Annotated in this window: 17 protein-coding genes; 11 read left to right on the top strand and 6 right to left on the bottom strand. The window is 58.5% G+C overall.

Annotation, left to right across the window (positions count from 1 at the left end; translation table 11 throughout):
• Positions 1–63: 63 nt before the first annotated feature.
• Positions 64–627, bottom strand: a complete 564-nt coding sequence (ahpC, locus tag BJF97_RS08460) for an alkyl hydroperoxide reductase subunit C (protein WP_002894394.1) — start codon at positions 625–627, stop codon at positions 64–66.
• A gap of 866 nt (positions 628–1,493) precedes the next feature.
• Between ahpC and citR the strand changes: the two genes are divergently transcribed.
• The 3 genes from citR (at position 1,494) to BJF97_RS08445 (ending at position 4,347) form a co-directional block, all read left to right on the top strand.
• The gene (citR, locus tag BJF97_RS08455) at positions 1,494–2,405 is read left to right on the top strand and encodes a DNA-binding transcriptional repressor CitR (protein WP_014228389.1); all 912 of its coding nucleotides are present in this window, start codon (positions 1,494–1,496) and stop codon (positions 2,403–2,405) included.
• A gap of 104 nt (positions 2,406–2,509) precedes the next feature.
• Positions 2,510–3,733, top strand: coding sequence for a phosphoadenosine phosphosulfate reductase (locus BJF97_RS08450; protein ID WP_014228388.1), 1,224 nt, complete (start codon positions 2,510–2,512; stop codon positions 3,731–3,733).
• Entirely contained in the window at positions 3,718–4,347 is a 630-nt protein-coding gene (locus BJF97_RS08445) for an IbrB-like domain-containing protein (RefSeq protein ID WP_014228387.1), read from the top strand. Before BJF97_RS08450 ends, BJF97_RS08445 begins: the two co-directional genes overlap by 16 nt.
• Here the strand turns inward: BJF97_RS08445 and BJF97_RS08440 are convergent, their stop codons facing one another.
• A complete protein-coding gene (locus BJF97_RS08440; protein WP_177341173.1) occupies positions 4,348–5,493 on the bottom strand; it encodes a pyridoxal phosphate-dependent aminotransferase in 1,146 nt (381 codons plus the stop codon).
• A 194-nt stretch (positions 5,494–5,687) separates the two neighbouring features.
• Between BJF97_RS08440 and mtnC the strand changes: the two genes are divergently transcribed.
• Positions 5,688–6,377, top strand: a complete 690-nt coding sequence (gene mtnC, locus BJF97_RS08435) for an acireductone synthase (protein ID WP_032694334.1) — start codon at positions 5,688–5,690, stop codon at positions 6,375–6,377.
• A complete protein-coding gene (locus tag BJF97_RS08430; protein WP_014228384.1) occupies positions 6,374–6,916 on the top strand; it encodes a 1,2-dihydroxy-3-keto-5-methylthiopentene dioxygenase in 543 nt (180 codons plus the stop codon). Before mtnC ends, BJF97_RS08430 begins: the two co-directional genes overlap by 4 nt.
• Positions 6,917–7,099: 183 nt before the next feature.
• On the opposite strand, the gene BJF97_RS08425 is transcribed toward BJF97_RS08430, so the two are convergent.
• Positions 7,100–9,409 carry a molybdopterin-dependent oxidoreductase gene (locus tag BJF97_RS08425; RefSeq protein WP_064388438.1) on the bottom strand — a complete coding sequence of 770 codons (2,310 nt, stop codon included), beginning with the start codon at positions 9,407–9,409 and terminating at the stop codon, positions 7,100–7,102.
• A 538-nt stretch (positions 9,410–9,947) separates the two neighbouring features.
• Here BJF97_RS08425 and BJF97_RS08420 point away from each other — a divergent pair.
• From BJF97_RS08420 to BJF97_RS08400, 5 genes are read left to right on the top strand one after another with little or no spacing between them, the layout of a single operon-like run.
• Positions 9,948–10,928, top strand: coding sequence for a sugar ABC transporter substrate-binding protein (locus BJF97_RS08420; protein WP_032694337.1), 981 nt, complete (start codon positions 9,948–9,950; stop codon positions 10,926–10,928).
• Between the two features lie 44 nt (positions 10,929–10,972).
• Positions 10,973–12,478: a sugar ABC transporter ATP-binding protein gene (locus tag BJF97_RS08415; RefSeq protein ID WP_047725149.1), complete on the top strand. Its 1,506-nt coding sequence runs from the start codon at positions 10,973–10,975 to the stop codon at positions 12,476–12,478.
• The gene (locus tag BJF97_RS08410; RefSeq protein WP_032694338.1) at positions 12,475–13,461 is read left to right on the top strand and encodes an ABC transporter permease; all 987 of its coding nucleotides are present in this window, start codon (positions 12,475–12,477) and stop codon (positions 13,459–13,461) included. The genes BJF97_RS08415 and BJF97_RS08410 overlap by 4 nt, the downstream gene beginning before the upstream one ends.
• Complete coding sequence (locus BJF97_RS08405) at positions 13,461–14,462, top strand: ABC transporter permease (protein WP_004848729.1); 1,002 nt, start codon at positions 13,461–13,463, stop codon at positions 14,460–14,462. Before BJF97_RS08410 ends, BJF97_RS08405 begins: the two co-directional genes overlap by 1 nt.
• An 11-nt stretch (positions 14,463–14,473) precedes the next feature.
• Positions 14,474–15,418, top strand: coding sequence for a carbohydrate kinase family protein (locus BJF97_RS08400; RefSeq protein WP_032694339.1), 945 nt, complete (start codon positions 14,474–14,476; stop codon positions 15,416–15,418).
• A 38-nt stretch (positions 15,419–15,456) separates the two neighbouring features.
• Here the strand turns inward: BJF97_RS08400 and BJF97_RS08395 are convergent, their stop codons facing one another.
• Genes BJF97_RS08395 through BJF97_RS08385 form a run of 3 tightly spaced genes read right to left on the bottom strand, consistent with a single transcriptional unit; the run spans position 15,457 to position 18,614 of the window.
• On the bottom strand, positions 15,457–16,485 hold the full coding sequence (locus BJF97_RS08395; RefSeq protein WP_004848726.1) for a 2-hydroxyacid dehydrogenase: 1,029 nt from the start codon (positions 16,483–16,485) through the stop codon (positions 15,457–15,459).
• Entirely contained in the window at positions 16,482–17,978 is a 1,497-nt protein-coding gene (locus BJF97_RS08390) for an FGGY-family carbohydrate kinase (protein WP_014228379.1), read from the bottom strand. The genes BJF97_RS08395 and BJF97_RS08390 overlap by 4 nt, the downstream gene beginning before the upstream one ends.
• A 24-nt stretch (positions 17,979–18,002) precedes the next feature.
• The gene (locus BJF97_RS08385) at positions 18,003–18,614 is read right to left on the bottom strand and encodes a methylthioribulose 1-phosphate dehydratase (RefSeq protein WP_014228378.1); all 612 of its coding nucleotides are present in this window, start codon (positions 18,612–18,614) and stop codon (positions 18,003–18,005) included.
• Positions 18,615–19,132: 518 nt separating this feature from the next.
• On the opposite strand from BJF97_RS08385, the gene codB reads away from it, so the two are divergent.
• Positions 19,133–20,395: a cytosine permease gene (gene codB, locus BJF97_RS08380; protein WP_032694340.1), complete on the top strand. Its 1,263-nt coding sequence runs from the start codon at positions 19,133–19,135 to the stop codon at positions 20,393–20,395.
• Position 20,396: the final 1 nt, after the last annotated feature.

Raw genomic sequence — 20,396 nt, 5'->3', positions numbered from 1 at the left:
GACTGAAATAATTTCCCAAGTATTTCACGCCATAGCTGCGTTGGCGTGAAAGACGATGGAAATTTAGATTTTGCCGACCAGGTCCAGAGATGGAGCCAGAGTCGCTTCACCTTCTTTCCATTTAGCCGGGCACACTTCGCCTGGGTGAGAAGCTACGTACTGAGCTGCTTTGATTTTACGCAGCAGGTCAGACGCGTCGCGGCCGATACCTTCAGCGGTAACTTCGATAGCCTGGATGATACCCTGCGGGTCAACAACGAAGGTGGCACGATCTGCCAGGCCTTCATCTTCACGCATGTTGTCGAAGTTACGGGTCAGGGCGCCAGTCGGGTCGCCGATCATCGCGTATTTGATTTTCGCGATGGTTTCAGAGCTGCTGTGCCACGCTTTGTGGGTGAAGTGAGTGTCGGTAGAGACGGAGTAAACGTCTACGCCCAGCTTCTGCAGTTCTTCGTAGTGGTCTGCCACATCGCCCAGTTCAGTCGGGCAAACGAAGGTGAAGTCAGCCGGATAGAAGAAGAAGACGCTCCAGCGGCCTTCAGTATCTTTCTCGGTAACTTCGATGAATTCACCGTTTTTGAACGCCTGGTTTTTGAAAGGTTTGATTTTGGTATTAATTAAGGACATCTATACTTCCTCCGTGTTTTCGTTGAGGTCTAAGTTAACGAATTTTTCCTGACTCGACCAATGCGTTTGCATTATCGAATCAATAAGCGTTATCTAACAACCGGAACAAGACAACTTTGTGAACCTGTCAACGCGATGACAATCTTCTACCGCGTTTCGCATTATATGCGCTGAAAAGTAAAAAGGCCGCCCTCGCAGGCGGCCCCGTTACCTGAAACACCCGCAGGTAGGTTCAGCGCCAGTAGCTGGCAATGTGTTGCGCTCTACACCTTAATGTAACAGCTAAGGGATTACATCACCCGCTGAACGAAAGGGCAATCCACGCGGCGGCAGGTGTTACCTATGACTGTGATAGGTTTTACCGCTACCCCTACTTTTCCGGTGATTTCACAGAGTATCACCATGTCAAAATGCCCGTTCTTTGTGACATGTTTCCCGCGTTAGCGCGATGCAGACGCCCCCACTGCCGCTCTTCCACTTGCCATACTTGCCCGCAGGACCAGCGAAAGCCGGAGAATAAAGAATTTAATTACCGCCCGCGGTTGATGAACATCCTCAGTGCCGCTCACGTATCAGTAATTTATAATATGAATAACCAAATAAACTTCAACAAGCGTTCAGGCTTCCCGTTAAAGAAAAACTACAGATGCTAAGCGGGGCAAGGTAAGTATTTATAAATAACCCACTCCCCTGACTTTAGCGGTACACAAAAGGATCTGGTAGAATACGCAACGGTAGTATATATTTAGATAAACTTAATGACGGCGCCTGCATTAAATAACAAGAAACAAATATTCATACAATGAATATAATACAGATACATATTCACCAGTTTCCCTTACCGCCAGCTTAACAGGACGTTGATAATGGCTAATCTTTACGATCTTAAGAAATTTGATCTGAACCTACTCGTTATTTTCGAATGTATTTACCAGCATTTAAGCATCAGTAAAGCGGCGGAAACGCTATTTATTACGCCCTCCGCCGTCAGTCAGTCGCTTCAGCGGTTACGCACCCAGCTGAATGATCCGCTATTCGTTCGTTCAGGTAAAGGAATTACGCCGACCACCGTAGGGGTTAATCTCCACCATCATCTTGAAAAAAATCTTAATCAATTAGAACAAACTATTTATCTCACCAATCGTTCTGAGTTAAAGAAACGCCTGGTTGTCTATGCGCCGCAGCTTTTTATTACCCCAAAAACAACCAGCCTGATCCATATGTTATTAGATGATTCAAACTTACACGTAGAACATCACGATCTGCTGGCGTCCGGAGAGTCGGTAGAAAGCCTGTTGGCCTACCGTAAAGCCGACCTGATATTTAGCACCACGCCCCTGTCATCGCGGGCTACCGTGTGTAAACGTATTCAGGAGCTGGGCATTTCTCTGGTCTGTAGTGAAAATCATCCTCGGCTGGCATCGCTAACAACGACGAAAGCCATACTGCAGGAGCGCTTTACGTATTATATTTGCAACGATCAGGGAACGAAGTCGTTTCAAAGCCAGGCGGCCGGCATACTGTCTGACAGGAAAATTTCGTTCCGTAGCGATTCATACATAGCGATCCTTAATGTTATTCAGCAAACTGATATTATTGGGTTTGTACCCACCTGTATTTTAGAACACATCAGTTTCCATAATAAATTTAAGGTTATAGAGGCGCCATTTAAGATCCCTTCCATCACTATTTATATGATTTACAATCGGGTAAACCTTGACGACCCGAACTTTGCAAACTTTATCGACGAATGTGAAAAGAATAAAATTATTGAATAGTTAATGCCATTTAATTTGATTAACGAATAATAAGTAATCTCTTGATTAAGAAATAAATGTGATATAAGTACACAGTATCTTTTAGCATTAAAGGAATAATGGCTGTGTCTTTTATAAAACTTCCATTACCCGAGTCCGTTCTGCAGGCCAGTCAGCAGCGAATAGAATGGGTAATGGAAAACTTCTCACGTGTTTGCGTCTCTTTTTCTGGCGGTAAAGATTCTACAATCATGCTGCATCTCACGGCGCAGCACGCCCGCCGTACAGGCAAAAAGATTTGCGTCCTGTTTGTGGATTGGGAAGCGCAGTTCTCTTGCACCATTGCGCATTGTGAAAAGATGCGCGCAGAGTATCGCGACGTTATTGAGCAATTTTTCTGGGTCGCGTTGCCTCTCACTACCCAGAATTCTCTGACCCAATATCATCCCGAATGGCAGTGCTGGGAACCCGGCGCGCCCTGGGTGCGACAACCGCCAAAGGACGCGATTACCGATCCCGGCTTTTTCCCGTTTTATCAATCGGGCATGAGTTTTGAAACGTTCGTTCGCGAATTTGCCGATTGGTTTTCGCAAAACCGCCCCGCGGCGGTGATGATCGGCATCCGCGCCGATGAATCGTTAAATCGGTTTATCACCATCTCCTCGCAGCGCAAGCTTCGCTTCGCCGACGATAAACCCTGGACCACCTCCGCGCCGGGCGGACACGCGTGGTACATCTATCCTATCTACGACTGGAAAACCGCCGATATCTGGACCTGGTTCGGCAAAAGCGGCCTGTCCTACAACCCGCTCTATAACCTGATGTATCAGGCGGGCGTTCCGCTGCGCTATATGCGTATCTGCGAACCCTTTGGCCCGGAGCAGCGCCAGGGGCTGTGGCTCTACCATGTGCTGGAGCCTGAACGCTGGGCCGCCATGTGCCATCGCGTCAGCGGCGTCCACTGCGGCGGAGTTTATGCCGGTCACGATAATCAGTTCTACGGCCATCGAAAGCTGGATAAACCTGCGCAGCATACCTGGAAAAGCTACGCCCTGTTTTTACTCGACAGCATGCCGGAGAAAACGGCGGAACATTACCGCAATAAAATCGCCGTCTATCTTCACTGGTACCAAAAAAAGGGAATGATAGATATTCCGGACACGCAGCCGGCGGATATTGGCTCGAAAGACGTCCCGTCCTGGCGGCGCATCTGTAAAGTTCTGTTGAACAATGATTACTGGTGCCGCCAGCTCTCTTTCAGCCCGACCAAAGCGAATCAATATAAACGCTATCGCGAACGGATGAATAAAAAGCGCCAGCAATGGGGGATACTATGCAACGACAATTAATCCAGGATCTCGAACGCTATCTGCAATCGCTGGAAGATGAAGAGGAAAAGATTACTGCGCTTAACGCCTTTCGCCAGATTCTGCATGAATATAGCCCCTTCAAATCCCAACCGGTTGACTGCGTATTGTGGGTAAAACAGGGCGCCGTTTTGCCTAATGATTACAACCCAAATAATCTTGCGCCACCGGAAAAACGCCTGCTGTTTACCTCGCTGGAAACGGACGGCTTCACGCAGCCCGTTGTGGTAGTGAAACAGGATCAGGAGCGCTATTCCATTATCGACGGTTTTCACCGTCATGAGCTGGCGAGCGGCAGAGCGGCGCTGAAGAAACGACTGAAAGGCTACCTTCCCGTCACCTGCCTGGAAAAGAGCAGCCCCAGGCGTGATTCGCTGATGGCCGCCACCATCCGCCACAACCGGGCGCGCGGACGTCATCAGATTCATGCGATGTCGGAAATCGTCCAGGAGCTGGCGCATCTCGGCTGGTGTGACGAGAAAATCGGCAAAGAGTTAGGGATGGACTCAGACGAAGTATTGCGCCTGAAGCAAATCAACGGTCTGGTGGAGATGTTCAGCGACCGTCAATTTTCTCAGGCGTGGACCGTTAAATAACTACAGACGACACAGTCGTTCCGCCGCAGCCAGCAGCGTGGCTGGCTGTTTGGCGAAGCACAGGCGTATCAGCTTATGCGGGAACGGATCGGCGCAGAACACCGATAGCGGAATCGCCGCGACGCCGATTTCGGTGGTTAACCAGCGGCAGAAGCTGACATCATCCAGATCCGAGACCGCGCTGTAGTCCGCCAGCAGGAAGTAGGTCCCTTCGCAGGGCAAAATGTCCAGCCGACTGGCGCGCAGCGCATCAATAAACAGGTCCCGCCGCTCGCGGTAAAACGCCGGCAGCTGGCGATAGTGCTCCGGCTCGCTGCGCAGCATATCGGCAATCGCCAGCTGAGCGGGCGTATTGACGGCAAAAGTCAGATACTGATGCACTTTACGCAGCTCGGCGCTAATGGCGGCAGGCGCCACGCAGTAGCCCACCTTCCAGCCGGTCATATGGAAGGTCTTGCCAAACGAAGAGACCGCCACCGCCCGCTCGCGCAGCTGCGGATGCGCCAGCACGCTGGCATGCCCTTCGGCGGCAAAGCAGATATGTTCGTAAACCTCATCGCTCAGCACATAGATTTCACGATCGGCAATCGCCTGCCACAGCGCGGCAAAATCTTCCCGCTGCCATACCGTCGCTGACGGGTTGTGCGGCGTATTGAGGATAACCAGTCGGGTTTTGTCGCTGAGGCTCGCGGCGAACTGCTGCCAGTCAACGCGAAAATGCGGCGGCTGGAGAGCAATGCGCTTCAGCACGCCGCCCGACAGCTCAATCGCCGGGGCGTAGCTATCATAGCTAGGGTCAAAGCAAATGACTTCGTCGCCGGAACGTACCAGCGCGGTAATCGCCGCATACAGCGCTTCCGTCGCGCCGGCGGTAACGGTCACGTCGCTGTTGGCATCGGGACGATAGCCGTACAGCTCTTCCGTTTTATCGACGATGGCGTCGCGTAGCGCGGCCACGCCTGTCATCGGCGCGTACTGATTCGCCCCCTGCGCCACGTGATACGTCAGACGCTCCTGCAGATAGCGCGGACCATCGAAATCCGGGAACCCCTGCGACAGGTTAATCGCCTGATGCTGCTGGGCCAGAGCGCTCATTTGGGTAAAGATCGTGGTGCCAAGTGAAGGGAGTTTACTCTCAGGAATCAGTGGCTTATTGCTCATTCTTTTTGTACCGTCTGTCATGCTGTTGTTGAAGCCACTATAACACGATGTTAATATTTGGCAATCAAGACGCTTAGACGTCTAAATGATAATGTTATTTCGCTTATGCTTATGAGTGGAAAACAGCGAGCAGCACAACGCCACCGTCAGCACGACCTACCGCTCACTCTGGAGAACTCATGATCCGCGCTATCGTGACCGATATTGAAGGCACCACCAGCGACATTCGCTTCGTCCACAACGTCCTGTTCCCGTACGCTCGCGAACGCCTGGCCGGCTTCGTGACCGCCCAGCAGTTTGTCGATCCGGTAAAGACCATTCTCGATAACCTGCGCGAAGAGATCGCCCAACCGGCGGCCAGCGTCGAGCAGCTTATTGCTACCCTGTTCGCCTTTATGGATGAAGACCGCAAATCCACCGCCCTCAAGGCGCTCCAGGGGATTATCTGGCGCGAAGGCTACGTCAATGGCGACTTCACCGGCCACCTGTATCCTGACGTCCTGCCGTCGCTGGAAAAATGGAAGTCACAGGGTATTGATTTATATGTATATTCCTCAGGCTCCGTCGCCGCGCAGAAATTGTTATTTGGCTACAGCGACGAAGGTGATATTACTCATCTGTTCAACGGCTATTTCGATACCCTGGTAGGCGCCAAGCGCGAAGCGCAGTCCTACCGCAATATTGCTGAGCAGCTGGGACAGCCTCCTGCCGCCATTCTGTTCCTGTCCGATATCCATCAGGAGCTGGATGCCGCCGAAGAGGCCGGCTTCCGCACCCTACAGCTGGTGCGCGGCGACTGTGACCCGGCCAGCCACCATCCGCAGGTTCAGCGTTTTGACGATATTCATCCGGAGCAGATCCCAGCATGAGCGCATTAACCATTTTTTCCGTGAAAGACCCGCAAAACTCTCTCTGGCACAGCACGAACGCCGAAGAGATCCAGCAGCAGCTCAACGCCAAAGGCGTCCGCTTCGAGCGCTGGCAGGCCGACCGCGATTTAGGCCCGGCGCCAGCCTCAGAAACGGTTATTGCCGCCTATCAGCATGCGATTGATAAGCTGGTGGCTGAGAAGGGTTACCAGAGCTGGGACGTGATCAGCCTGCGTGCGGATAATCCGCAGAAAGAGGCGCTGCGGGAAAAATTCCTCAACGAGCATACCCACGGGGAAGACGAAGTGCGCTTCTTCGTCGAGGGAGCCGGCCTGTTTTGCCTGCATATTGGCGACGAGGTATTCCAGGTGCTCTGTGAAAAGAACGACCTGATTTCCGTTCCGGCGCACACGCCGCACTGGTTTGATATGGGCTCGGAGCCCAACTTCACCGCCATCCGCATCTTCGACAACCCGGAAGGCTGGATTGCCCAGTTTACCGGCGACGATATCGCCAGCGCCTACCCGCGGCTGGCGTAACGCGCCTTATCCGGGCTACCGATCTGCAGACAACTGTGAACATGTAGCCCGGGCAGGCGCCCTGCGCCGCCCCCGGGAGCAGAACGCAGCGTGGCTGAATTTCCCGGAGGCGATGCTGCGCATCTGTCCGGGCTATCCGCCCCAGGAGGGCTTTGATTCCGTAAGCCGGGAATTACCGGGCGCCTAACCCTGAATAAACATCGGCGGGTCGAAAGCGGTCACCGGCGGCAGCGCGTCCCGCCACGGCGCAATCTCCACCCAGCAGCTTTGGGCGCTGCAGCCCTGCCCCAGCCGCGAGCTGCCGCGATCTTCGGTCAACACGTTGGGATTGCCGTGCTTATCCAGAGACCCCTTTTCAGCCGGATCCAGCGGATCGTACCAGGCGCCGGTCGACATCTGCACCACTCCGGGCAAAATCTGCTCGCTGAGGTGCACCCCGGCAAGAATGGCTCCCCGGGCGTTATAGACCTTGACCACGCTGCCTTCGCTGATATCCCGCGCCTGCGCATCCTGCGGATGCATCCACAGCGGCTCGCGCCCCCGAATTTTCGTCGCCCGGCTCACGCTGCCGTGATCGTACTGGCTGTGCAGGCGGGTGCGCGGCTGGCTGGAGAGCAGATGCAGCGGCCAGCGCGCCGCCTCCTGCCGCTGCCAGGCCGCCTCCTGCTCATCCCACCACGGGTGGCCGGGACACTCGCGATAGCCAAACCCGGCGATGGTTTCGGAAAAAAGCTCGATCTTGCCGGAAGGCGTAGAGAGCGGATAGCGCTGCGGGTCGGCGCGAAAATCCGCCAGGAAAACCTGCGGTTTCTCCGGCGCGCTGTATTCCAGCACCCCCTGCCGCCAGAATTCATCAAACGACGGCAGCGCGATCCCCTCTTCCCGCGCGCGCGGCCGCGACGCTTCGTAGATCTCCCGCAGCCACTGCCCGGCGTCGCGCCCCTCGCTAAAGCGCTCGCCGCAGCCCAGCCGCTCGGCAAGGTCGCAGAAGATGGCGTAATCATCGCGCGCTTCGCCTACCGGCGGGATCTGCGCGCTCATGGCGATCATAAAACCGTCGTGACCGCCGCTGCCGATATCTTCCCGCTCCAGCGACGTGGTGACCGGCAGAACGATATCGGAAAATTTGGCCTGCGCGGTCCAGAACTGTTCATGAACGACCACCGTTTCCGGCCGCCGCCAGGCTTCACACAGGCGGTTAATATCCTGATGATGATGAAACGCGTTGCCGCCGGCCCAGTAGACGAGGCGGATGTCGGGATAGCGCAGATGCTGGCCGTCAAACTCGTATGCCTCGCCCGGATGCAGCAGCATATCGGAAAGGCGCGCCACCGGAATCACCTGGTTTACCGCGTTCTCTCCGGCGGGAAGGCGCGGGCCGGAAAAGGCCTTACGCGCCGCCCCCGCCAGATTGGTGCAGGCGTAGCCAAACCCCAGACCGCCGCCCGGCGTACCGATTTGCCCCAGCAGCGCAGTGAGCGCCACCGTCGCCCAGTAGGCCTGCTCGCCCTGGCGCGCCCGCTGAATCGACCAGGAGATATTGACCATCGTGCGCTGGCTGGCCATCTCGCGCGCCAGCGCGGCAATCCGCTGCGCCTCAATACCGGTTATCGCCGCCGCCCACTCCGGCGTTTTTGCGACGCCATCGCTCTCCCCCATCAGGTAGGCGCGATAGGGCGCGAAACCCACGGTATGGCTGGCGATAAAACCGCTGTCGTAGAGGGATTCATTAATCAGCACATAACAGAGCGCCAGCAGCAGCGCGGTATCGGTTCCCGGACGAACCGCAAGCCACTCGGCGCTCTCCACGGCGCTCAGGTCATTGCGCACCGGGCTGATATTGATAAAGCGCGTCCCCTGCGCCTGCATCTTTTCCAGCCAGTATTTCAGCATATGGTCGTTGGCGCCGCCGCCGTTGACCTGCGCATTACGCAGCGGCAGGCCGCCGAATGCGACAAACAGCTGGCATTCGCGCGCCAGCTCGGAAAAGTGGGTGTGCTGGCGGTGCAGCGGGCTCAGCGGCCCGAGAATATGCGGCAGGATGCGCTCGCCCGCCGCGCTGCTGTAGGTGTTGGTGCTGGCGGTATAGCCGCCGAAGCACTTGAGGAAGCGGTGCAGCTGACTTTGCGCGTGGTGAAAACGGCCGGCGCTGGCCCAGCCGTAGGAGCCGCCGAAAATCGCCTCATTGCCGCAGCGCGCTTTGACCGAATTCAGTTCGCGGGCCAGTAAATCGAGCGCCACCTCCCAGCTCACCTCAACAAACGGCTCTTTACCGCGCCCCTCGCGCGAAGCCGGGCCATTTTGCAGGTAGCCCGCGCGCACCGCCGGACGGCGAATGCGCGTCTTGCTGGTGACCGCATCGGGGAGCGACTGACCAATACGTGAGGGATTTTTATCCCAGGGCACCGGCGTCACCGCCTCAATGTTGCCGTCACGGGCCTGGACCTGCCAGGTTCCCCAGTGCATTACGGTCAGATTATGTTGTTTTTTCATCTTGCCTGTTTTCTTCTCACCCGATAAAGGCCGCCATAATAAAGCGTGCGAATCCTGGGAATAAAATACGTATCACCATACAATCTGCTGCTGAGAAAGGATTTTCCACGCAGAATAGCTCTACGCCATTCCAGGATGCGATATATTACAGCGACAGAATAATTTTAATTAAGCAGCAATCTTTATTTGAATAAATAAGAGTTGCAAGCAAATTAAGCCCACAAAATAAAAAGGGATTAAGCTGCATCATGAAATATTTTCAGGTTACAGATAACAAATTTACGTTTTCCTCAGGCAAATCTGCGATATAACATCGTTAATATACCCTAAATAATTCAAGTTTCAGGAAGGCGGCAAGTAAGAGAGTCCCGATGAGCTTACTCAAGTAAGTGATTCGGGTGAACGCACGTAGCCAACGCACATGCAACTTGAAGTATAACGGGTATAACTTAGACATATTTTGTATTTGAGATTGTGTGGCTGTTGTTGTCATGCTACTGCTCCGCACAGCCACCTCCATCACAGGACCATAATAAGAATGTCGCAGAAAATGAAATTATTGCCCATCGCGCTGGGCCTGCTCTCGCTCGCCTCCGTCAACGCTCTGGCGGCGGATACCTTATCACTTCAGGGAAAAACTATCGGCGTCGCCGTGGTCGGGACGCAGCACTTCTGGGATCGTGAAGCCTATAAGGGTGCGACCGAAGAGGTAGAGAAACTGGGGGGTAAAGTAATCGGCGTCGATGGCGGCCGCGATAACCAGGTTCATGCGAATAACCACGATATTTTACTGTCGCGCAAGGTCGATGCGGTAATTAGCATTCTGGGCGACAGCGCCGTTGAGCCTAAATTCAAAGCGCTACGCGATGCCGGCATTCCGGTATTTACCGTAGACCACGTTTCAAAATATTCGGTCAATAACACCACCTCCGATAACTACACCCTGGGATCGACCATTGGTCGCTATATGGCCGATGAACTGGGCGGCAAAGGCAACGTTGCGGTATTTAACGCATTCTCCAGCTCCCTGCGTATTTGCGGCATTCGTTATGACCAGTGGAAATATGTCCTCAAGGATTATCCGGATATTCACATTATTCAGCCGGAGCTGGCCGAGCAGTTTGCCAACTCGCCGGAAGATGCGCGTAAGAAAACCCTCGAACTGCTGAGCCAGTATCCAAAAGGCAAACTCGACGCCATTCATGTCGCCTGCTGGGATCAGCCGGCTATCGGTATTGTCCAGGCGCTGGAAGAGACCGGCCGCGATAAAGACGTTAAGGTCACCGCGATCGACGCCGGCCCGGAAACCCTGGAGATCATGGCCGAGCCGGGCAGCCCGTTCGTCGCCAACGTCGCCCAGCAGCCGCACCTGATCGGCCAGACCTCCGCCGATAACGTCGCGCGCTACTTCGACAAACAGAAGCTGCCGCTGCAGACCTTTATTCCGGTGGTGCCGGTGAAAGGCCCGCAGGAGGCAAAAACGGTCTACAAACAGCTGGGATATGGCGAACTGCAGTGATCACTCCATCCTCCGGCGGGGTTAACCCCGCCGCTGGTCTGGCGATGAACCAGATCGGCAAAAGCTTTGCCAACGTGACTGCATTAAATGCGGTCACGCTGCTTCTGAATCCCGGTGAAATTCACGGCCTGATCGGCGAGAACGGCGCGGGAAAATCGACGCTAATAAAAATCCTCGCGGGCGTCTATCGGGCCGACAGCGGCAGCGCCACCCTTGACGGCGCGCCGCTGCCGCTCGGCAATCCCGCGGCGATTGAAGCGCTGGGTATCCGCGTTATTCACCAGGAACTCAACCTAATCCCGCACTTTACGGTGGCGGAATCGGTGTTTCTCGGCCAGGAGTACCGCACCCGCTGGGGCGCGCTGGACCGGCGGCGAATGAACGCGGCCACCCGGGCGTTTTTCCGCGACAGCTGGCAGCTGGATATTCATCCCCGCCGCCTGATCCGCGACCTCAGCCTCGCCGAACGCAAGCTGGTGCAAATCGCCAGAGCGCTGATCGACGGCGCGGCAAAGCTGGTGGTATTCGATGAGCCCACCGCGCCGCTGGAAGCGCAGGAAGCCGGCCTGGTCACCTCCGCGATTCTGCGCCTGCGGGAACAGGGGATCGCGATTCTCTACATTTCCCACTATCTCAACGAAATCGCCGCCCTTTGCGATCGCGGCACGGTGCTACGTAACGGCGAGGTGGTCGGCTACCCCGACCGGGCGCTTCTGCAGAATACCGACGCGCTGATCAAAATGATGGTCGGCCGCGATATCGAACAGCTCTATACCCCGCGCCAGAGCAGCGCGCATCAAGTCGATGCCGCTGCCCCGGTACTGTCGGTTCGCCATCTCAGCGACGGGCAGCAGTTACGCGATATTACCTTTGATATTCAGCCGGGCGAGATCGTCGGCGTCGCCGGACTGCTGGGCGCCGGGCGCGACGTGCTGATCGATCTGCTTTACGGGCTACGCCGCGCCCGCAGCGGTACGATAAGCGTTGACGGCCAGCCGAAGCGGCTGCGGACGCCGTATCAGGCTACCCGGGCCGGACTGGCCCTGGTGCCGCGCGACCGCCGCCATCAGGGGCTGATTCTCCCCTTCACCACCGCCGACAATATCAATCTGGCCTCGCTACCGGAGACCGCCACTTTCGGCTGGGAGCACCGCGGCCGGGCGCTGGAAAAAGCGCGCAGCTGGATCGACCAGCTCTCTATCCGCCCCGGCCGTCCGGAGCTTCCGGTGCGCTTCATGAGCGGCGGCAACCAGCAAAAGGCGATTCTCGCCCGCTGGCTGGGCACCGATGCGCGGCTTTTTATTCTTGATGAACCCACTCTCGGGGTGGATATCGGCGCGCGCCGCGATATTTATCAGCGCACCCGCGAGCTGGCGGATCGCGGTCGCGGCGTACTGGTCTCATCCAGCGACGCGCCGGAGCTGCTGGGCCTTTGCGACCGCATCCTGGTGATGTGGCGCGGCGAGCTGGTGGCCAATCTCCCGACCCGGGGGCTGACGCTGGACGCGCTGCTGGTGACGATTAACGGTGGACAGGAACAACAGGTATGAGTGCAGGTATCCAGCGCCGCCCCCTTCCGGGCATCACGACGCTTATCGAAAAATTTCCCCTGATTCTCTTTTTTGCGCTGCTGATCTGGCTCAGCCTGCAGTCGCCTTTCTTTTTAAGCTGGCAAAATATCAGCATGATGCTGGTGCAAAGCGTGCCGCTGGCGATCCTCTGCTTCGGCCTGGTCTGCGTGATTGCCGTCGGCGGCGATGATGTGGTCTCCGGCGGCATCGACCTGTCGCTGCCCGCCATCGCGGTGCTCGGCGTCGCGCTGCTCAGCCTCGGCATGGCGGAGTGGAACACCCCTTACCTGGCGCTGTTGTTACTGCTGATCGCCGTTAGCCTGGCCTGCGGCGCCGTCAACGCCACGCTGGTGCTGGCGGCGGGCCTGCCGCCGCTGCTGGCGACCCTGTCAACTTCGGTGGCCTTCACCGGCCTGACCGACCTGCTGACCGGCCAGCGGCGCATCGCGGTGAGCGACCCGCTGATGGTGGCCTTTCGCGATAACGATCTGTTCGGCATTCCCTGGCCGCTGATCTATCTGCTGGCGGTATTCGCGCTGTTTCAGTTTTTGCTCCACCACTCCCGCTTCGGCCAGCATTTACAGGCGGTGGGCGGTAACCGCGATATGGCGCAGATGAGCGGACTCAACGTTCGCCGTTTGACCATTATCGTCTGGCTGCTGGCGGGCATCGCCGCCGGCCTGGCGATTTTGCCGCTGCTCAGCCAGGGCTCAGGCAGCTCCAGCGGCACGGCGACGCCGCTGCTGCTGGAAACCGTCCTCGCGACCTTTATCGGCGCGGCGTTCTCGCGGCGGCGCGTGGTCACCATCTGGGGGGCGCTGCTCGGCGCGGTGCTGGTCAACGCGCTCTCTAACGGGCTCGGCCTGCTGGGAGTGAATATTTTCTGGATGGGCGCGATCAAAGGCGGCCTGATCCTCGTGGTGCTGGCGGCTTCGGCGGTCAGACATAAAGGAGGCCATTAATGAGCCAACTGACGCTCAAGACCCCCTCAACGGGGCAAACCGGCAGCGGTCCGCTGGCGTGGCTATCGCGGGCAGGATTCGGCGTCATTACCCTGCTGGCGATTGCCCTGTTCGGCTGGGCGAACCCGGTATTTCTGACCTTCGATAACTGGGCCAATTTGCTGCAGGGCAGCGCGATTCTGCTGATCGTGGCGATGGCGATGACCCTTATCGTTAGCGCCGGGGCGATTGACCTCTCCGTCGGCGTGGCGCTGGATTTCGGCGCCGCTTTTGCGCTAGTGGCGCTGAAGACCTGGCACCTGCCGTGGCAGGCGGCGGTGGGCTGCGCGCTGCTCGGCGGGGTGATTATCGGCCTGCTGAACGCCTTTCTGATCCTTGTCTGCCAGATTCGTCCGTTCCTCGCCACCCTCGGCACCTGGTTTATCGCCAGCAGCGCCGAGCGTATCTATACCGACGGCGGCGGCTCTATCTCCTACCGCCGGATGGCGCCGGAGTATCACGATCTGGCGGTCGGCAATATCGCCGGTATTCCGACGCCGGTGGTGATTGTGCTGGCGCTGTGGCTGGTAGCCTGGCTGCTGACCGAACGCACGCTGTTTGGCAAGTACGTGCGCGCTATCGGCCAGAACGGCGAAGCGGCGCGTATCGCCGGGATCCGCGACCGCCGGACCATGCTGTGGGTGCTGGTGGCGGCCTCCGCGCTGTGCGCCGTCGGCGGCGTCATTCTCTCCGCCAACCTGCGCCAGTTTACGCCGCTGGCCGGCCAGGCCTACCTGATGGACGCCATCGCCGCGGTCTTTATCGGCACCGCCTTTAACCGGCTCGGCCGGGTCAGCATCGCCGGCACCCTCGGCGGGGTGCTGTTTCTCGCGATTATTGATAACGGCCTGAACCTGATGGGGCTGAACTACCTGGTGAAGGATGCGCTGGTGGGCGTGATTCTGGTGGTCGCGCTGGCCCTCTCCTTCTGGCAGGCGCGTCTGCGCCAGACCCATCGTTAAGCGGAGCACCTATGGCAGCTTTTGACGCCGTCTTTGTCGGCCTGACTATTCTTGATATCGCCGGTCGCCCGGTGATCGACATCCCGCCGCGCGGCGGGGTAGCCTTTATCGAACAAATTCGTCTTAACCCCGCCGGAACCGCCGCCGGGGCCAATATTAACGCCGCGAAGCTGGGCATTCGCACCGCCGCGGTGGCCTGCCTCGGTGAAGATGAAAAAGCCGATTTTATCCTCGCCAGCTACGCGCGGCTGGGGATCGACTGCTCGCTGCTCCAGCGCACGGCGCAGCAGGAAACGTCGGCGACGATCCTGCCCATCCGCCCCAACGGCGAGCGCCCGGCGCTGCACTGTCGGGGCGCTTCCGATGCGCTTTTTATCCGCGAAGAAGAGTTTGACGCGATCCTCGACTGCCGGTTCCTGCACCACGGCGGCACCGGCCTGCTGGCGGCGATGGATAGCGGGCAAAGCGCGCTGCTGCTGCGGGCGGCGAAAGCCCGCGGCGTCACCACCAGCTTTGATTTAATCGCCCCCGACGCGGGCACCCTGGATCTGCTACGCCCGCTGCTGCCGTCGGTGGACTACTTTATGCCTTCCCTTGAAGAAGCGGCGTATCTCTCCGGGGAGACCCAGCCGGAAGCGATTGCCCGCGTCTTCTTTGCGCTTGGCGTCGGAACCTGCATTCTGAAGGACGGCGAAAACGGCTCCTGGCTGCTGACCCGCGACGGCGCCGTCGAGCATATCGCGCCGTTCCGGGTCGATGCCGTAGATACTACCGGCTGCGGCGACAGCTACTGCGGCGGCTTTATTGCCGCGCTGGCCCGGGGGTTAAGCGTCAAAGCGGCGTGCGAGGTGGCTTCCGCCGTCGCCGCGCTGGTGGCGACCGGCATGGGATCGGATGCCGGCGTGGTGGACTGGCAGCATACGCAGGAGTTTATGGCGACCCACCGTCGCGGATAACAAGCTTCGCCGCCGCATTGCGCGGCGGCAAGCGCGGCTTAACGCCACTGATAGAGCAGCGGCTCTCCGGCGACATAGCGCTGGAGGTCGGCGGCAATCATCGCCGTATGCTTAGCAATGCTCTCCCGCGTCGCCCCGGCGATATGCGGCGTAATAATCACGTTATCAAACTCGGTGACAAACGGATGGTCGCGCCACAGCGGTTCGCGATGGTAAACATCCAGCGCCGCGCCGCCCAGCGGGCCGTGGCGCAGCGCGTGAATCAGCGCTTCTTCGTCCACGACCGCCGCGCGCGAGGTATTGATCAGCAGCGCGCCCGGCTTCATGCTGTTCAACAATGGCGCGTTCACCAGCCCATCGCTGTGCGGGCCGCTGCTCAGATGCAGGCTCACGATATCCGCCTCGCGGAACAGCCCCTCAAGGGTCGTCTTTTGCAGCCCCGGTTCGTTGATATCCTCGGCGGCGACAAACGGGTCCACCACCAGTACCGCCATGCCAAAGGCGCGGGCGATTCGCGCCACCCGGCGGCCAATATTACCGTAGCCAATCAGCCCCAGGGTTTTGTTGCGCAGCTCGCTGCCTTTAAAGACTTCATAAGGGCTTTGCGGACTAACGTCCCACACCACATCGCGGCGCAGTCCGCTCTGGGTGGCCTGTGCGGCGTTTTCGGCGTGGGTGAATTCGCCGCGCTTCAGCGCCGCGTGGGATTGCGGAATATGCCGCGCCAGGCTCAGCATCAGCCCCAGCGTCAGCTCGGCGGCGGCGTCCGCGTTGCGCCCCGGCGTATAGAGCACACGGATACCGCGCGCCTGGGCGGCTTTGGTATCGATGTTCACCGGATTGGCGCGGGTGCAGGCGATCACCTGTAAACGCGGGCAGGCGGCGATCACCGCTTCCGTCACCTCATCGTAGCTGGTCACCAGCACCTCGGCGTCGTGGGCCAGTTCGATCAGCTGGCCTGCGCTCAGCTTCGGCTTGCCCAGCGCCCAGCCTTCTACCCGCAGTTCGCCCAGTTGCTGAAAAGCGCTGAGGTCGCCGGCGTGTTCGGCGGTAAAAACAATTTTCATATGCGTTGTTCCTGAGAAATACGTTGAAGCGCCTCGCGGCGGGCCTGCCACACCGGGAGCATCTGCTCGCGCAGCAGGCGATACACCGGATAGAGCGCGGCGTAGCGGCTGTGCGCCTGCGGATGGGGTCGATAGCGGGTCTGCTCCAACGCCGGATAGCGGCTCAGGGCATCGACGCTGCGCGCCGCCAGAATCGCCGCGCCGCGCGCGCTAAGCTCGTTGAAAGGACTGGAAACCACCGTTCTGCCGGTGCAGTCGGCAATGATTTGCAGCCAGGTCGCCGAAGCCGCGCCGCCGCCGGTCAGGTACAGTTCGCCGCCCTGCGGGTAGCCCTGAAGCGAGTCGACGATAGCGTAAGCCAGCCCTTCAAACACCGCCCGCAGCAGCTCCGCGCGGGTGGTGTGCTGGCTAATGCCGAAATAACCGGCCCGCGCCTCGGGGCTAAAGAACGGGGCGCGTTCGCCGTTGAGGTAGGGCTGCCAGAAGACGCCGCCGCTGCCGGGCTCAACGCTGGCGATATGCTGTTCCAGCTGCTGTAAATCTGGCTCCAGCGCAATCTGCTGCTGGAGCCAGTCGATGTTCGGCGTCCCGGCCTGCATCGGAAAAAGGTTAATAAAGCTGCCCGCTTCGGTATGGGTGACGTAGCGCGTCCCCTCGTTGACCGTCTGGCGACCGTGGCAGACGATACCGGTGCAGCAGGTGGTGCCAAGAATGGTATAAATATCGCCATCGTTGACCGCGCCGCAGCCCAGCGCCGCGCTGCACACATCCAGCGCGCCCGCCGCGACCGGCGTGGCGGCGGGAAGCCCGGTCAGCGCCGCGACCTCTTCACGCAGCGTTCCAGCCTGAGCGTCCGGCGCCAGCAGCGGTGGGAACAGAGATTGTAAATCTGCCAGGCCCATCTCATTGAGCACCACCGTGGATAGCTTTCCGCTCTGCTGATTCAGCAAAGAGGTGCTGGCATCGGTAAGATCCAGCGCCGCGACGCCGGTGAGGCGAAAGCGGATCCAGTCCTTGGCGAAAAACAGATAGCGGGCCGCCGCCAGCCGCTCCGGCTGGTGATGCTTGAGCCAGTACAGCTGCATACTGGTGTTGCAGGGCTGCAGATGGGTACCGGTATCGTCAAAGAAGCGACGGTCAAAACCGGGGCGACTGAGCAGTTCGCTCATCAGGTCGCGGCTGCGGGTGTCGCTCCACAGGATACCCGGCCCGACCGGTTCGCCTTCGGCGTCGCTGAGCCAGACCCCTTCGCCCTGCCCGGCAAGGCCGATGGCGCGTAAACGCCCGCTTTGCAGCGCCGGATACCGGGCAATATCGCGTAAAATCGCCACCACCGACTGCCACAGCTGGGCCATATCCTGCTCGGCGTGACCGTTGGCCGACAGCCGCGGGCCGGTGTTCTGCGCCGCGCTGGCGCACGCCTGAAAGCATTCATCAAACAGCACCGCTTTCACGCGCGAGGTGCCGATATCGATTCCGAGATAAAAATCCATGCCTGACCCGTTGGTGAAGAGAAATTAGTCGCGCTCGTAGCGGCGGCGCATCAGCTCACATTCGAACAAAAATTCCAGTCCTTCGAGCTGGCGACGGGCTTCGTGAATGTCTTTGCCCCAGCAGGTCAGGCCGTGGCCGCGCAGCAGGAAGCCGTAGCGCAGCGGGTGGGTCTGCGCATAATCTTCAATGCGCGCCGCCAGGGCATCGATATTCTGGTCGTTATCAAAAATGGCGACCGGCACGGTTTCGAGATGGCTGTGCTGGCCGGTCAGGGTTTTCTGCATCTCATAGCCCTGCAGCGCCAGGGTGGCGCTTTTTTCAATCCGCGACAGCACGGTCGCGTTGACGGTATGCACGTGCAGCACGACATTCGCTTCCGGGAACAGGCGATACACCAGGGTATGCAGGCCGGTTTCAGCAGAGGGTTTACGTCCGGAAGGCGCTTTATTGCTGGCGATCTCCACCTGCAGGAAATCCTCCGTCGTCAGGCTGCCTTTATCACGCCCCGACTCGCTCAGCCAGCACCAGGTCTCATCCTGACGCACCGACATATTGCCGCCGGTGGCCGGTGCCCAGCCTTTCGCGCCGATCCAATGACAGGTGGTGACCAGTTGCGCGAGTCTTTCTTGCCACATAGCAGTTCCTTAGTTTAGCGATGTTGTATTTAGCCGTCTAAATGGCTATTTACCCGATACTAACACCGCCAGCGTAAGCGAACAATATTTCAGGAAAGACTTACATTGATAATGGTTATATCAGAAAAGCATATGAAATTACTGTTTTTAACAACAATACAACTGAGCATTTTCATGACGCCAAAATTACCGCCTGCGGGCGGTTAAAAAGATGGGGGATCGTGCCGCCGGGAAACGGCGTAAAATTGGCATCATTTGTCGATTCTGACCTGCCCCCTGTTCGGGTAAGACGCCAGCCGTCGTCCGCCAAAAATGCAGGGGCAGGAGTCACATCCCACTGCCCCACGGCGGTGCAAAACATGGCACTGTGCACACATTTATGGCAAACAGCGGCCGTTTAACGTCGTTTTATGTGCATACTGCCCACCCCATTGTGTTACCTCTGCCCCGCTTTTTCTGGCACACCTCTTGCTACCCCTCTGCCATCGCTATTTGGATAGCCACTCAGAGGTTCCACCATGTCAAACAGCAATGATTTTCCGCTCGTCGAAGCGCCCGCCGCCGGGCGCAAGGGCGTTTTTTCCATCTCGATGGTTCTGTTCAGCTTTACTTTTTTCACCGGCACCATGTTCGCGGGGGGCAAGCTTGGCGTCTCTTTCTCCATCGTTAACCTGCTGTGGATTGCGGTTATCGGTAACTTTCTGCTGGCCCTGTACGCCGCCTCGCTCGGCTGGATTGCCGCGCGCAGCGGGCTAAATACCGTGCTGATGGGCCGTTTTTGCTTCGGTGAAATCGGCAGCAAGCTCGCCGATTTTATTCTCGGCTTCGCCGAGCTGGGATGGTACGCCTGGGGAACCGCGACGGTCGCCATCTCGCTGGTCAAAATCCTCGCCCTGCCTGCGGCGATGACGATTCCGCTGATGATCCTGTTCGGCATCCTGTTCTGCGTCACCGCGCTGGTGGGCTATAAGGGGCTGGATGCGCTGTCGCGCGTATCGGTACCGCTGATGTTTATTCTGCTGGTGGTGTCGATGTACCTTGCCGCCCATCACGCCGGCGGCTGGCAGGCGATGACCCAAATCGAACCGGGTGAAACCATGACCTGGTCGGCGGCCATTACCATGGTATTCGGCACCTTTGCCAGCGGCGCGACCCAGGCGACGAACTGGACGCGGCTGGCCAACTCCAGCCGCACCGCCATCGTCGCCAGCATGAGCAGCTTCCTGATCGGCAACGGGCTGATGATTATCGCCGGCGCCTGGTGCGCCATCGTCTATCAGCAGGCCGATATCGTGGAAGTGCTAATTTTGCAGGGGCTGTCGGTCGCCGCGGTGATAATGCTGTGCCTCAACCTGCTGACGATTCAAGGGCCAACGATCTACAACGTCTCGGCGGCGGCCTGCCATCTGCTGCGCAGCGAGCGTCGCCGCACCCTGACCGTGGTTGCCGCCGGGGTCGGCATTCTGCTTGCCATTGGCGGTATGTATGAAATGCTGATCCCTTTCCTCGTGCTGCTGGGCAGCATCATTCCGCCCATCGGCGGCGTGATCCTCGCCGACTACTGGTTTTATCGCGGCGGCCGCTATCCGCTGCTGCACACCGCCCGTTTGCCGCGCTTTAACTGGCTGGGTCTTAGCGCCTACGCGGTGGGCGCGGCGGTGGCTTACCTGTCACCGTGGATCGCCCCGCTGGTTGGCATTACCGTTTCCGCGCTGGTCTATATCGCGCTGACGCGTCTGAGCAAACGTCAGCCCGCCGCTGATTCGGTCGCGGAGCAGTAGC

Source organism: Klebsiella sp. LTGPAF-6F, assembly GCF_001753185.1.
In the GTDB taxonomy this organism is placed as follows: Bacteria; Pseudomonadota; Gammaproteobacteria; order Enterobacterales; family Enterobacteriaceae; genus Klebsiella; species Klebsiella michiganensis.
Note: the sequence above shows the minus strand (reverse complement) of the source record. Positions and strands in the feature narration are given on the sequence as shown.

Coding starts and splice junctions, on each gene's coding strand:
- BJF97_RS08425 (WP_064388438.1), bottom strand. CDS start 9,409: ATGAAAAAACAACATAATCTGACCGTAATGCACTGGGGAACCTGGCAG.
- BJF97_RS08400 (WP_032694339.1), top strand. CDS start 14,474: ATGGCAGCTTTTGACGCCGTCTTTGTCGGCCTGACTATTCTTGATATC.
- citR (WP_014228389.1), top strand. CDS start 1,494: ATGGCTAATCTTTACGATCTTAAGAAATTTGATCTGAACCTACTCGTT.
- BJF97_RS08430 (WP_014228384.1), top strand. CDS start 6,374: ATGAGCGCATTAACCATTTTTTCCGTGAAAGACCCGCAAAACTCTCTC.
- BJF97_RS08395 (WP_004848726.1), bottom strand. CDS start 16,485: ATGAAAATTGTTTTTACCGCCGAACACGCCGGCGACCTCAGCGCTTTT.
- BJF97_RS08405 (WP_004848729.1), top strand. CDS start 13,461: ATGAGCCAACTGACGCTCAAGACCCCCTCAACGGGGCAAACCGGCAGC.
- BJF97_RS08445 (WP_014228387.1), top strand. CDS start 3,718: ATGCAACGACAATTAATCCAGGATCTCGAACGCTATCTGCAATCGCTG.
- BJF97_RS08415 (WP_047725149.1), top strand. CDS start 10,973: ATGAACCAGATCGGCAAAAGCTTTGCCAACGTGACTGCATTAAATGCG.
- ahpC (WP_002894394.1), bottom strand. CDS start 627: ATGTCCTTAATTAATACCAAAATCAAACCTTTCAAAAACCAGGCGTTC.
- BJF97_RS08410 (WP_032694338.1), top strand. CDS start 12,475: ATGAGTGCAGGTATCCAGCGCCGCCCCCTTCCGGGCATCACGACGCTT.
- BJF97_RS08390 (WP_014228379.1), bottom strand. CDS start 17,978: ATGGATTTTTATCTCGGAATCGATATCGGCACCTCGCGCGTGAAAGCG.
- codB (WP_032694340.1), top strand. CDS start 19,133: ATGTCAAACAGCAATGATTTTCCGCTCGTCGAAGCGCCCGCCGCCGGG.
- BJF97_RS08385 (WP_014228378.1), bottom strand. CDS start 18,614: ATGTGGCAAGAAAGACTCGCGCAACTGGTCACCACCTGTCATTGGATC.
- mtnC (WP_032694334.1), top strand. CDS start 5,688: ATGATCCGCGCTATCGTGACCGATATTGAAGGCACCACCAGCGACATT.
- BJF97_RS08420 (WP_032694337.1), top strand. CDS start 9,948: ATGTCGCAGAAAATGAAATTATTGCCCATCGCGCTGGGCCTGCTCTCG.